This window comes from Streptomyces sp. NRRL F-5123, from assembly GCF_000721495.1.
In the GTDB taxonomy this organism is placed as follows: Bacteria; Actinomycetota; Actinomycetes; order Streptomycetales; family Streptomycetaceae; genus Actinacidiphila.
On sequence record NZ_JOHY01000098.1, the window covers coordinates 1 to 12,424 of the forward strand.

10 protein-coding genes and 1 pseudogene are annotated in these 12,424 nt (G+C 74.0%); 4 read left to right on the forward strand and 7 right to left on the reverse strand.

The features are described from left to right. Positions 1-536: 536 nt before the first annotated feature. Positions 537-1,547 carry a tryptophan--tRNA ligase gene (trpS, locus tag IH54_RS0137530; protein ID WP_031525735.1) on the forward strand — a complete coding sequence of 337 codons (1,011 nt, stop codon included), beginning with the start codon at positions 537-539 and terminating at the stop codon, positions 1,545-1,547. A 93-nt stretch (positions 1,548-1,640) separates the two neighbouring features. Here trpS and proC read toward each other — a convergent pair whose 3' ends face one another. After that, the gene (gene proC, locus IH54_RS0137535; protein WP_031525737.1) at positions 1,641-2,450 is read right to left on the reverse strand and encodes a pyrroline-5-carboxylate reductase; all 810 of its coding nucleotides are present in this window, start codon (positions 2,448-2,450) and stop codon (positions 1,641-1,643) included. A gap of 202 nt (positions 2,451-2,652) precedes the next feature. Here proC and IH54_RS0137540 point away from each other — a divergent pair, with 202 nt between their 5' ends. After that, positions 2,653-3,123 carry a hypothetical protein gene (locus IH54_RS0137540; RefSeq protein ID WP_159012331.1) on the forward strand — a complete coding sequence of 157 codons (471 nt, stop codon included), beginning with the start codon at positions 2,653-2,655 and terminating at the stop codon, positions 3,121-3,123. A 256-nt stretch (positions 3,124-3,379) separates the two neighbouring features. Here IH54_RS0137540 and IH54_RS0137545 read toward each other — a convergent pair whose 3' ends face one another. From IH54_RS0137545 to IH54_RS45940, 3 genes are all read right to left on the reverse strand, one after another. Next, complete coding sequence (locus tag IH54_RS0137545; protein ID WP_234344253.1) at positions 3,380-3,778, reverse strand: PPOX class F420-dependent oxidoreductase; 399 nt, start codon at positions 3,776-3,778, stop codon at positions 3,380-3,382. 79 nt (positions 3,779-3,857) lie between these two features. Beyond that, complete coding sequence (locus tag IH54_RS0137550; protein WP_078862824.1) at positions 3,858-4,391, reverse strand: hypothetical protein; 534 nt, start codon at positions 4,389-4,391, stop codon at positions 3,858-3,860. A 165-nt stretch (positions 4,392-4,556) separates the two neighbouring features. Then, positions 4,557-5,627: a hypothetical protein gene (locus tag IH54_RS45940; RefSeq protein WP_031525745.1), complete on the reverse strand. Its 1,071-nt coding sequence runs from the start codon at positions 5,625-5,627 to the stop codon at positions 4,557-4,559. 245 nt (positions 5,628-5,872) lie between these two features. Between IH54_RS45940 and IH54_RS0137560 the strand changes: the two genes are divergently transcribed. Beyond that, positions 5,873-6,790, forward strand: a complete 918-nt coding sequence (locus IH54_RS0137560) for an SGNH/GDSL hydrolase family protein (protein WP_031525747.1) — start codon at positions 5,873-5,875, stop codon at positions 6,788-6,790. Between the two features lie 74 nt (positions 6,791-6,864). On the opposite strand, the gene ilvD is transcribed toward IH54_RS0137560, so the two are convergent. From ilvD to IH54_RS0137575, 3 genes and pseudogenes are all read right to left on the reverse strand, one after another. Further along, positions 6,865-8,721 (reverse strand): dihydroxy-acid dehydratase, encoded by a 1,857-nt coding sequence (gene ilvD, locus IH54_RS0137565; RefSeq protein ID WP_031525749.1) that lies wholly within the window; start codon positions 8,719-8,721, stop codon positions 6,865-6,867. Positions 8,722-8,898: 177 nt separating this feature from the next. Beyond that, a complete protein-coding gene (locus tag IH54_RS0137570) occupies positions 8,899-9,858 on the reverse strand; it encodes a sugar phosphate isomerase/epimerase family protein (RefSeq protein WP_078862825.1) in 960 nt (319 codons plus the stop codon). Between the two features lie 288 nt (positions 9,859-10,146). Then, positions 10,147-11,070: pseudogene (locus IH54_RS0137575) on the reverse strand (Ppx/GppA family phosphatase); the annotation flags it as partial. A gap of 183 nt (positions 11,071-11,253) precedes the next feature. On the opposite strand from IH54_RS0137575, the gene IH54_RS0137580 reads away from it, so the two are divergent. Beyond that, a complete protein-coding gene (locus IH54_RS0137580; RefSeq protein ID WP_052398321.1) occupies positions 11,254-12,057 on the forward strand; it encodes a hypothetical protein in 804 nt (267 codons plus the stop codon). Positions 12,058-12,424: the final 367 nt, after the last annotated feature.

Genomic DNA, 12,424 nt, shown 5'->3' on the forward strand with positions numbered 1-12,424 from the left:
GTTCCGACTCTATCAGACGCTTTCCAGTGCCTGACCCCCAGTCAGCGGGGTTTGTCTTTCCGGCTGTTGGGCCGTTCCGACGAGTGAGACTTTAGCGGATGTTCCTCGGCCGTTCCAAATCGGAGGGCTTTGGCTTCTGCTTCCGCAGAATCCGCGCATTCCGAAAACGCACACGCAGACGCCCCCGGCCGTCAGACCGTGGTCGTTCGAGTGATTGCTGCGGAATGGCTGCCCGGGGACGACCATGATCGGCGCTCACGTCGGACAGCCCGGAGTACGTTACGCACCTGACCGTTGAGTGTCAACTTCGTGCCGGGACCTTCACAACCGGGGGGTGCGCGCTACTCTGGCTCCATGACGTCGCGTACGTGTCAGGACACCCAGTGGTGGGCCGCCTAGAGGCGGCCCAGCACTCACGTACGCATCCACGGCCGCCGCTTTCGGCGGCCGTTTTCGTTGTCTGCGGCCGTGGTGAGCGGCGGTCTCCCGAGTAGGCAGATCGACCGGCGAACCACGGACGACAGGAGACGGCGACCATGACACGGACTCTCAGCGGTGTGAAACCCACGGGGCATCTGACCCTGGGCAACTATCTCGGTGCCCTGCGGCGGTGGGCGGAGGAGGACCAGCACCGGGCCGAGTCGCTGTTCTTCGTGGCGGACCTGCACGCGCTGACCGTCGAGCACGATCCGGCGCGGGTACGGCGGCTGAGCCGGCAGGCGGCGGGCCTGCTGCTGGCGGCGGGGCTGGACCCGCAGGTGTGCACGCTCTTCGTGCAGAGCCATGTCGACGAGCACGCGCGGCTGTCGTACCTGCTGGAGTGCGTCGCCACGGACGGCGAGATGAGGCGGATGATCCAGTACAAGGAGAAGTCCGCGCGGGCGCAGGCCGCCGGGCAGGGGGTGCGGCTGTCGCTGCTGACGTATCCGGTGCTGATGGCGGCGGACATCCTGGCGTACGCGGCCGACGAGGTGCCGGTGGGTGAGGACCAGACGCAGCACGTGGAGCTCACCCGGGATCTGGCGGAGCGCTTCAACCAGCGGTACGGGACGACGTTCGTCGTACCGCGGGCGACGCGGCCGGCTGCTGCGGCGCGGGTCATGGACCTGCAGGACCCGGCGTCGAAGATGGGCAAGTCGCACGCCGCGACCGCGGGGATCGTCTACCTGCTGGACGAGCCGGACGTGATCGCGAAGAAGGTCATGCGGGCGGTGACCGACAGCGAGCCGGGGGTGGCGTTCGACCGGGAGACGCGGCCGGGGCTGGCGAACCTGCTGGAGATCCTCGCGGCCTGCACGGGCAAGGACCCGGAGGCGCTCGCGGCGGCGTACGACGCGGACGGGGCGGGCTTCGGGGTGATCAAGCGGGACACGGCGGAGGCGGTGGTGGAGCTGCTGCGGCCGCTCCGGGCGCGGCACGCGGAGCTGAGCGCCGACCAGGGGCATCTCGACCGGGTGCTGCGCGAGGGTGCGGCCCGGGCGCGGGAGGTCGCGCGGCCGACGGTGGACGCGGCCTACCGGGCGGTCGGGCTGCTGCCGCCGGCCTGAAGGGCGTCGGGTGCGCCGCCGGGTCCGGCTCCTCCTTGGGCGGAGGGGCCGGACCGGTGGCGTACTGCCCGGCGGGTGGCGCGGAGGAGCCGGTCAGGCGCCGGAGGCCAGCTCGCGGCTGCGGTCGCGGGCGGCTTCGAGCGCGGCGAGGAGGGCGGCGCGCACCCCGTGGTTCTCCAGCTCGCGGATGGCGTTGATCGTCGTCCCCGCCGGCGAGGTGACGGCTTCGCGGAGCTTGACGGGGTGTTCGCCGCTGTCGCGGAGCATCACTGCGGCACCGATCGCGGACTGCACGATCAGGTCGTGCGCCTGGGCGCGGGGCAGGCCGAGGAGGATACCGGCGTCGGTCATGGCCTCCACGAGGTAGTAGAAGTACGCGGGCCCGGAGCCGGACAGGGCGGTCGCGGCGTCCTGCTGCTTCTCCGGGACGCGCAGGGTCTTGCCGACCGGCTGGAAGATGGCCTCGGTGCGGGCGAGGTGGCTCTCGTCGGCATGGCGCCCGGCGGAGATCACGGACATGCCTTCGTCGACGAGCACCGGGGTGTTGGGCATGACGCGCACGACCGGGGTGCCCTCGGCGAGGCGCTCCTCGAAGAACGTGGTGGGGATGCCGGCGGCGGCGCTGATGACCAGGCGGTCGGCGGGCAGGTGCGGGGCCAGCTCGTCGAGCAGCGCGGACATGTCCTGCGGCTTGACGGCCAGGATGAGGGTGTCGGCGCTCTTGGCGGCTTCCGCGGTGTCGACCGGCTCGACACCGTAGCGGGCGCGCAGCTCTTCGGCGCGCTCCGGGCGGCGGGCGGTGACGAGCAGGTCGGCGGGCGCCCACCCGGCCCTGATCATGCCGGAGAGCAGGGCCTCGCCGATCTTTCCTGTGCCGAGGACGGCCACGTGTCGCTGGGTCATGGCCCCCATGATGCCGGGTGCGGCGGACACCGGGTCGGGGTTGTCCACAGGCCGGAAAACCGGCCGGGAGACGGTCGGGGCCGTCCGCGGCCGAGCCCGGCCGACGGCCCTGCGGCTCGCCCGCGGGCCGGGTGGCCCGTGGGGGGCGGGTCAGGGTCATCCCCTATGGCGCATAGGGCCGGGACGGGGCGACCGTAGCGGTATGAACCCTTCATCCCGCGAAATCGTGACCACCGGCGCGGAGAAGCGGCAGCTGGCCGTCGCCTCGGCGAGCCTCGGTCCGTGGCGGCCCGCGGCCGTCGTCGGCGCGCTCGGCGGCGGTGTGTCGCTGGCCCTGCACCTGGTGCAGGGGCACTTCGGACTCGGCATCCTCAGCGGGTCGCTGTCGATCGCCGCGCTGCTCTTCTTCTGCGTGGGCGGCACCGGCGCGGTGCTGGGGTATTCCGCGCACGGGAAGGCGGGGCGGGAGCGCCGTATCAGGCGGTGGGCGCGCAAGCACCCGTGGCGGGTGGCGGCAGTGCCGGCGGCGGCGATGTTCGTCACCGACCTGGTGCTGCGGCAGGTGCTGACCAGCGAGGGCTTCTTCGGCAGCGTGTGGACGGGTGTGTGGCACGGCGCGGTCGTCGCGGCCGTGGTGGGCGGAATCGGCGCGGTGAGCGCGGCGCGCAGGTGAATCCGCGGGGCCGGTGTGCGGTGTACTGCCGGCCCTGCGGCAATGTGCCGAGCGGTGGCAATGTGCCGAGGCGGGGCAATGTACCGGCCCGTGGCACTTACCGGGCGGCCCCCTCGGGCGGGCCGGCGTCCGCGGGCCGCGGCCTCTTCCGCCGGACCCGCAGATAGCCCCCGTCCCCCGCCCCCCGGCCTGCTGCCGGCCGCCACCTCGCCACCGTAGGCCTCGCGTCCGTGGCCGGACGGGGCGGAGCCGCCGCTCACAGGGCGACGCTGATGCCGACCTGATCGGGGCGGGCGGTGCGGCGCAGTACCCGACGGGCCAGGTCGCCCAGCCGGACCAGGGCGTACCGGCGGGCGAGGAGGCGGCGGGCGGCGGCCTTGCCCGCGTCGTCCAGGATGCGCGCGGTCGTCTCCAGGGCGGGGGCGCCGGGGGCGACGTGGCCGCGGGCGTTGCAGGGGGCGATCACCACCCGGGGGTTGTTGCGCAGCCGCTTGACCTTGCCGCTGGTCGCGCCGGTCCAGAAGACCAGCTCGCCGTCGCCGAGCGCGTACCAGACCGGGGTGGGCACGGAGGTGCCGTCGCGCCGGTAGGTGGTGACGCTCACGTATTTGCCGCGCCGCAGTGCGGCCGCCGCTTCGGATGCCGTCGTGGTCACCGTCTCGATGCTAGTGCCTCGGCAAGATCAGCCGGGGGCGCACCCGCGGTGGCCGTCCGCGGGCCGGGGCGAGGCGGCCTCAGCGCTTGCGCTTGCCCTTGGGCTTCGGCTTCGCCTTCGGGCGGGACTGGCGGGCCTCGTACCGTGCGCGGGCCTCCACGTACTCGGCACGGCGGAGGTCCTCGCCGGGGGCCTCGGACAGGGAGCGCACGAAGTATGCGAGGAGGCCGCCGACGAAGCCGATCGCGTAGAGGCTCTGCGTGCCGTCGGCGTCGCCGGCCGGGCGGCGGGCGGCGAAGCCGCGCCACGTGTGACGGAAGGCGAGGACGCTGCACACGGCCAGGCCGATGAAGGCGAGGGCGGTGACGAACGTGCCGATCTTGGCGTCGCCGAGGCCCTGGAAGCCGATCTTCAGCACGAAGGCGCCGGCTGCGGCGGCGGCCAGCGAGCCCACGCTGACGCCGAGGCGGCGCAGGCCGTAGCCGCGGTCGTGGTCGACCCAGGTCGTCCCGAAGAAGCGGATCGGCTCGGGCGCCGGGCCCTTGTCGGGAGGTGTGGCCCCCGGGGCCTCGGGGGCGGCGGCTGTCTGCTGGTCCTCGCTCACGCCTTCCATTATGGGCACGGCGGGCAAGTGGTCCGGCGGCGGTCCGATCCGCTCCTTTCCGCCGGTGGCGATGCGCGGCGCGGTGGGTGCTGCCCGCGCGGTTGTCCCCCAGGCTTCGCCGGGAGGTGCGCCCATGCGCTCCTGCGGGGTGCGGCTCCGTCCGCGGGGTTCGGTTCAGTGGGTCGTCGGGCCCGAGAAGCGTTCACCGGCGAAGGCGTGGACGGCGGGAAGGGCGGCGGGGCCGCCGGGGAGGGTGTGGAGGGGGGCGAGGTGGCAGGCGAGGTGGCCGTCGGCGAGGTGGGGGGTGAGGTGGGAGGGCAGACTCGCGCCCGGGAGGGGCCAGACGATGAGCCAGGGGCGGGTGTCGGTGGAGCCCCCGCGGGGGCCGACCGTGATGGCCGCGACCTCCGGCCAGGAGAAGTGGACCTCGGCCTTGCCGTAGTCGCGGAACGCGATACCGCCGGGTCCGACGGTGAGGCGGGGCGGGCGGCGGCGGCGCGACAGCCAGTAGAACGTGCCGACCCAGCCGACCGCGGCGACGGGCACGAGCGGGCCGAGCAGCACCAGCGGGACGAGGTCGGTGCGGCCGGTGGCGGCCGCGGCGAAGGGGGTGGTGCCGGCGAGGGCGAGGACGAGGCAGACCAGGAGGAGGGCGGTCGGCGGGCCGGGCGTGCGGAAGACGTGGTCGCCGCCGGGGACGCGGTGCTCGGGTCCCGCGACGGTGACGGGCGTGGGCAGGCGTACGGCGCGCGGTGCGGTCTCGAAGCGTGCTCCGCCGTGCTCGGCGAGGGCGGCGGCGAGTTGGCCGAGGGGCTGGTCGAGGTCGTCGGTGTCGAGGAGGGTGTGGCAGACGCGGCCGTCCCACGTGCGGTCGGGCTCGCGCGGGAGCTTGGTGCCGGGTGCGGGCCACACGGTGAGGTGGGGCCTGGGCGGGGCGCTCTCGCTGTCGCCGGCCGAGGTGTAGCGCAGCGCGACGGACTCGATCTGCTCCCAGCTCAGTTCGGCGTCGTGCAGGGTGAGGCCGAAGGCGTCGACGCGCAGCCGGAAGGGCTGCCGGGCCCGCCGCAGCTCCCAGAGCCCGCGCCCGGCGCACAGCGCGGCCGCGCCCGCGGCGACGAGCGGTCCCCCCACGCCGTGCCCCTTGCCGGAGATCAGCCAGGCCACCAGTCCTGCGGTGATGACGGCCGCCGCGCACAGCATGCCGGCTCCGCGCCGCCGGACGCGCCGGCTGATCGTGAACTCCATCGCCGCTCCCCCTGCTTGGCCCCTGGTCTCCAGGATGGCGGCGGGTGCGCGGGAGGGAAGTCCCGTACGGCGAAGGGTGCGTGAACGCGACGGGCGTGCGGCGAAACCGTGAAGAAGTGAACGCCCTGGCGACCGGCGGGTGCGCAGACCATTGACCACAGACTGACCAGTCAGTAACTTCTGCGGAGCAGCGCCGACTTCACCCGATCTCGTCACATACCCCCACGAAACGAGGAGAGATGTCGATGCGCGTTCTCCCCCACCGGGCCCGGGGCCGGGCCCGCGGTCTCGCCGCCGTCCTGGCCGCCGCGGCAGTGGCCGTCCTCGGACTCACCGCCCCCGCCGCGCACGCGCAGCAGGCCCCGAACGCCCAGCCGCTGGCCCAGCGCTCGTACGTCGCGCTGGGCGACAGCTACAGCGCGGCCTCGGGCGTCCTGCCGCTCGACCCGGCCGCCTCGCTGCTGTGCATCCGGTCCTCCGCCAACTACCCCCACGTCCTCGCCGCCCGCGCAGGGCTCGCGCTGCACGACGTCACGTGCGGCGCCGCGCAGACGAAGGACTTCGCCGGTGCCCAGTACCCGGGCCTGGTCGCACCGCAGTTGGACGCCCTGAGTACGAGCACCGACCTGGTGACGATGACGATCGGCGGCAACGACAACAACACCTTCATCGACGCGATCCTCGCCTGCGGCTCCGCCGGCATCGCCACCCTCGGTCTCGGCCACCCCTGCCAGAGCCTCTACGGGAGCACGTTCACCGACCAGGTCGACAGCGGCACCTTCCAGGCGCTCAAGGGCGCGCTCGCGGCCGTCCGCGCGAAGGCGCCCGACGCGCAGGTCGCGATCCTCGGCTACCCGTGGATCGTGCCGTCCGCCGCGGTGCCCGGCTGCTTCGCGCAACTGCCCATCGCCTCCGGCGACATCCCCTACCTGCGCGACCTCCAGACGCACCTCAACTCGGCCGTGCAGCGCGCCGCGGCGGCGACCGGTGCGACGTACGTCGACATGGCCGCGGCCTCCAACGGCCACGACGCCTGCCAGCCGATCGGGACCCGCTGGATCGAACCGGTGCTGTTCGGCACGAACTTCGTGCCCGTCCACCCCAACGCCCTCGGCGAATCCAAGATGGCCGACCGCGCCGCAGCGGTCCTCGGCCTGGACTAGACCCCCCACGGGCGCGAAAACGCCGTCCCCCGCGGGCAGTTGCCCGCGGGGGACGGCGGCAGCAGCTGGTGGGCTCAGCGCTCCAGCAGGCTCACGTCGCGCACCGCGCCGCGGTCCGCGCTCGTCGCCATCGCCGCGTACGCGCGCAGCGCCGCCGAGACCTGCCGGTCGCGCGGGACGCGCGGCTTGTACACGCCGCCCAGGGCCTCCCGGCGGGCGGCCAGCTCCTCGTCGGACACAAGGAGTTCCATCGTCCGGCCGGGGATGTCGATACGGATCCGGTCACCGTCCTCGACCAGCGCGATCGTGCCGCCCGAGGCCGCCTCCGGGGAGGCGTGGCCGATGGACAGGCCCGAAGTGCCGCCGGAGAAGCGGCCGTCGGTGATCAGCGCGCAGGACTTTCCGAGCCCGCGGCCCTTCAGGTACGAGGTCGGGTAGAGCATCTCCTGCATGCCCGGACCGCCGCGCGGGCCCTCGTAGCGGATCACGACGACGTCGCCGGGCGTGATCTCCTTGCGGAGGATCTTCTCGACGGCCTCCTCCTGCGACTCGCACACGACCGCCGGACCCTCGAACGTCCAGATCGACTCGTCCACGCCCGCCGTCTTGACCACGGCGCCGTCCACGGCGAGGTTGCCGCGCAGCACCGCGAGACCGCCGTCCTGGGAGTAGGCGTGCTCGACGTCGCGGATGCAGCCGCCGGCCGCGTCGGTGTCCAGCGTCTCCCAGCGCTCGGACTGCGAGAAGGCCGACGCCGAGCGCACACAGCCCGGGGCGGCGTGGAAGAGCTCGACGGCCTCCGCCGACGGGGAGCCGCCGCGCACGTCCCACGTGCCGAGCCAGTCCTTGACCGAGCGGGAGTGCACGGTGTGCACGTCCTCGTTGAGCAGCCCGCCGCGGTACAGCTCGCCGAGGATCGCCGGGATGCCGCCCGCGCGGTGCACGTCCTCCATGTAGTACGTGCCCGTCGGCGCGACGTTCGGGGCGACCTTGGCCAGGCACGGCACCCGGCGCGAGACCGCGTCGATGTCGGTCAGGCCGTAGTCCAGCTCCGCCTCCTGGGCGGCGGCCAGCAGGTGCAGGATCGTGTTGGTGGAGCCGCCCATCGCGATGTCCAGGGCCATCGCGTTCTCGAACGCGGCGCCGGTGGCGATGTTGCGCGGCAGCACGGTGGCGTCGTCCTGCTCGTAGTAGCGCCGGGTCAGCTCGACGACGGTGCGGCCCGCGTCCTCGTACAGCGCCTTGCGGGCGGTGTGGGTGGCGAGCACCGAGCCGTTGCCGGGCAGGGCCAGGCCGATCGCCTCGGTCAGGCAGTTCATCGAGTTGGCGGTGAACATGCCGGAGCAGGACCCGCAGGTCGGGCAGGCGTTCTCCTCGATACGGAGGATGTCGGCGTCCGACACGCTCTCGTTGACGGCGTCGGAGATCGCGTTGATCAGGTCCAGCTTGCGGACCGTGCCGTCGACGAGGGTCGCCCGGCCGGCCTCCATCGGGCCGCCGGAGACGAAGACCGTCGGGATGTTCAGCCGCAGCGCGGCCATCAGCATGCCCGGGGTGATCTTGTCGCAGTTGGAGATGCAGATCAGCGCGTCCGCGCAGTGCGCCTGCACCATGTACTCGACCGAGTCGGCGATCAGGTCGCGCGACGGCAGCGAGTAGAGCATGCCGCCGTGGCCCATCGCGATGCCGTCGTCCACGGCGATCGTGTTGAACTCGCGCGGCACCGCGCCGGCCGCCTTGATCGCCTCGGAGACGATCCGGCCGACCGGCTGGAGGTGGGTGTGCCCCGGTACGAACTCGGTGAAGCTGTTGGCGACCGCGACGATCGGCTTGCCGATGTCGGCGTTGTCCACGCCGGATGCGCGCATGAGGGCGCGCGCGCCCGCCATGTTGCGGCCGTGGGTGACCGTACGTGACCTCAGCTCGGGCACGGTTCCACTCCCTAGGGTTCACTTGCGTTCGTACGAGGCCGCGGCTCGCGGCCGTGCCGTCGAGGGTACGCCCGTCGCCCAGGATCCGGACAACCCGTCCGGATGACGGAAGGCGGGTTCGACTCGCACGGCTGTTCCGCGGTCCTCGCAGGCGGCCGGCTCAGCAGGTCGGGCGACTCAGCGCGCCGGGCGGCTCGCGACCGGCGGGCGGACCAGGTGGCGGCGGGCGAAGGCCAGGGCCTCGGCGAGGTCGGCCTCGCGCTCCGCGGACGACATGGCCCGCCGCGTGTTGACCTCCACGACCACGTGGCCGGCGAAGCCGCGTCCCGCGAGGGAGCGCAGCAGCTCGGCGCAGGGCTGGGTGCCGCGCCCCGGCACGAGGTGCTCGTCCTTCGCCGAGCCGTTGCCGTCGCCGAGGTGGACGTGCGCGAGCCGGTCGCCCATCCGCGCGGCCATCTCCAGCACGCCGGTGCGCGAGGTCGCCGCGTGCGAGAGGTCCACCGTGAAATGCCGGTAGTCCTCCCGGGTGACGTCCCAGTCCGGGGCGTACGCGGCCATCTCGCGGTCGCGGTAGCGCCAGGGGTACATGTTCTCGACGGCGAAGCGGATGTCGGTCTCGTCCGCCATCCGCCAGACCCCGCGGACGAAGTCGCGCGCGTACGAGCGCTGCCAGCGGAAGGGCGGGTGGACGACGACGGTCGACGCGCCGAGCCGCTCGGCCGCGGCCTTCGCGCGCTGGAGCTTGACCCACGGGTCGGTGGACCACACCCGCTGGGTGATCAGCAGGCAGGGCGCGTGCACCGCGAGGATCGGCACGGCGTGGTAGTCCGAGAGCCGGCGCAGGGCGTCGACGTCCTGGCTGACCGGGTCCGTCCACACCATGACCTCGACGCCGTCGTAGCCGAGGCGGGCGGCGATCTCGAAGGCCGTCGCCGTCGACTCGGGGTAGACGGAGGCGGTGGAGAGGGCGACCGGTACGGCGCCGGGTGCTCCGCGGAGGGCTCCGCCGGGTGCGCGGACGGGGGCGTGGTCGGAGGCGTGGTCCGTCAGGCGGCCGGTGGCCCCGCCGGGCACGCCTGCCGGCGGCACGGTGCCGTGGGGCGGCGTGCCGGGGGCTGCGTCGGGTGCGTCGGCCATGCAGGCCAGCGTACGGCCGGGGTCGGTGCCGGAAGCGGGGTCTCAGCCTCTGCGGCGGGCGACGGTGGTGCCCGAAACACCGTTCTGCGCCGGTGCGGGGGCGGGTGGGGTGGGTGGTGTGGAATTGGCCACAGGGCCCGGCGGGGTGGCGGTTCCGCCGCCCGTGCGGGTGTCTGCGGCGGTGCCGGCGCGGGTGTCCGCGGCGGTGCGGGTGTCTGTGACGGTGCGGGTGCCGGTGGCCGGGGCCTCGGCCGTCGCGCCCGCCGAGGCCGCGCTCGCGATGCCCGCCGCCATCACGTCGAGCTTGCGCAGGATCACGCCCTCGCGCAGGGCCCACGGGCAGATCTCCAGCTCGCCGGCCCCGTAGAGATCCATCGCCGCCTCCGCCACCAGCGCGCCCGCGAGCAGCTGGCCGGCGCGGCCCTCGGACACGCCGGGCAGGTTCGCGCGCTGCCGCGCGGCCATCCCCGCGAGCCGCGGCACCCACTCCTCCAGCGCCCCGCGCCGCAGCACCCGCTGCACATACAGCCCGTCCGCGCTGCGCGCCGCGCCCGCGATACGGGCCAGCTGGCGGAAGGTCTTGGACGTGCCCACGGCATGGTCGGCGGGCCCGAGGCGGGCGAATTCCGCGACGGTGCGGGCGATCTCGGTGCGGACGTGCCGGCGCAGCGCCCGTACGTCCTGCGCGGTGGGCGGGTCGCCCGGCAGCCATCCGCTGGTCAGCCGACCCGCGCCGAGCGGCAGCGACACGGCGGCGTCCGGGTACTCGTCCATGCCGTAGCCGACCTCCAGCGAGCCGCCGCCGATGTCCAGCACCAGCAGCTTGCCTGCCGACCAGCCGAACCAGCGGCGTACGGCGAGGAAGGTCAGCCGCGACTCGTCCTCGCCGGACAGCACCGTCAGCCGCACGCCGGTCTCCTGCTCGACGCGCGCGAGCACGGCCTCGCCGTTCGCCGCCTCGCGCACGGCGGAGGTCGCGAAGGGCAGGACGTCCTCGGCGCCCTTGTCCTCCGCGACGCGCATCGCGTCCGCAACGGTGCTCACGAGGCGCTCGACGCCCTCGGCGCTGATCGCGCCGTCCGCGTCGAGGAGCTGGGCGAGGCGGAGCTCGGCCTTGTGCGAGTACGCGGGCAGCGGGCGCGCGCCCGGGTGCGCGTCCACCACCAGCAGGTGGACGGTGTTGGACCCCACGTCGAGCACTCCCAGTCGCATGGGCAGCACTTTACGGCCGGGGGCCGAGTTGGTGGGGGCGCGCTTCCCTGCCGCGGGCGGCGCGGGGAGGGTGCCTGTTGTCGGGCCGTCGCGGGCCGTCGCGGAGTGCCACCGGGGGCGTCCCGGCGGGCTCATTGCGGGGCGGTGAGGGGAAACAGGGCAATACGGTCTTACGCTGGGCGCGTGGCAAAGGTGACGGCCCGCAGCGGCGGGGAGCAGGTCGCGGTGGGCGACGAGGCGGGTCTCGACTTCGCGCGGGCATGGCTGGAATTCGCCGACCCGGCGGACGAGGAGCAGGTCTTCCGGTGCGACCTGACCTGGCTGACATCGCGCTGGACGTGCGTCTTCGGGCAGGGCTGCCAGGGCATCGTCGCCGGGCGCGCGGACGACGGCTGCTGCTCGCTGGGCGCGCACTTCTCCGACGACGACGACGAGAAGCGGGTCGCCGGGCACGTGGCCCGGCTCACCGCGGACGACTGGCAGTTCCACGGCCTCGGCACCGGACGGGACGGCCACTGGGCCGAGGAGAACGAGGACGGTGAGCGGCAGACCCGTGTCGTGGACGGGGCCTGCATCTTCTCCAACCGCGCCGGCTTCCCCGGCGGCCAGGGCTGCGCGCTGCACGCCCTCGCCCTGCGCGAGAACCGCGAGCCGCTGGAGACCAAGCCCGACGTGTGCTGGCAGCTGCCGATCCGCCGCACCTTCGAGTGGGTCGACCGGCCCGACGACACGCGCGTGCTCGTCGTCTCGATCGGTGAGTACGACCGCAGGGGCTGGGGCCCCGGCGGTCACGACCTGCACTGGTGGTGCACGTCCGCGACCTCCGCGCACGGTGGGGGGGAGCCGGTGTACGTCTCGTACCGGGCCGAGCTCACCGAGCTCATGGGGGCGGCCGCGTATGCGGAGCTGGTTGCCGCATGCGAATCCCGCCTCGCGGCGGGCCTTCCCCTCGTCGCCCCGCACCCGGCGGATCCGTCCGGGCGGTGAGGTCGGCTTGCCGCCGGGGCTGAGCCTGCGGCGGGGTGCCTGGTGCGGTGGGCGTCGCGATCGTCCGTGCGTGGGGGGTTGCTCGCGCAGTTCTCCCCCAGAGCTTCGCCTGGGAGGTACCCCCACGCGCCCCCGGCGTACCCGGCGGGGCACCTCGCCGCCCGAGGTGGGTGGGGTCGGGGGCCACTCCGGGGGTACCTCCTCGGAATGCGCGTTCACCCTCATCCGGAGTTGGTGCCGCGCTGGGAAGCGCATTCCTGCGGGGGCCGTTCCCGCCGGTGGAGGCAGGGGTGGGCGGGTGACCGTCCTCCCCTCCCGATGTCCCTTCGGCGCCCGACCACCCGTGGGGTGGGGAAGGGCAGGGCGG

Excerpts from the sequence above, each read along its gene's own strand:
- trpS (WP_031525735.1), top strand. The coding sequence starts at position 537 with ATGACACGGACTCTCAGCGGTGTGAAACCCACGGGGCATCTGACCCTG.
- proC (WP_031525737.1), bottom strand. The coding sequence starts at position 2,450 with ATGACCCAGCGACACGTGGCCGTCCTCGGCACAGGAAAGATCGGCGAG.
- IH54_RS0137540 (WP_159012331.1), top strand. The coding sequence starts at position 2,653 with ATGAACCCTTCATCCCGCGAAATCGTGACCACCGGCGCGGAGAAGCGG.
- IH54_RS0137550 (WP_078862824.1), bottom strand. The coding sequence starts at position 4,391 with ATGGAAGGCGTGAGCGAGGACCAGCAGACAGCCGCCGCCCCCGAGGCC.
- IH54_RS45940 (WP_031525745.1), bottom strand. The coding sequence starts at position 5,627 with ATGGAGTTCACGATCAGCCGGCGCGTCCGGCGGCGCGGAGCCGGCATG.
- IH54_RS0137560 (WP_031525747.1), top strand. The coding sequence starts at position 5,873 with ATGCGCGTTCTCCCCCACCGGGCCCGGGGCCGGGCCCGCGGTCTCGCC.
- IH54_RS0137570 (WP_078862825.1), bottom strand. The coding sequence starts at position 9,858 with ATGGCCGACGCACCCGACGCAGCCCCCGGCACGCCGCCCCACGGCACC.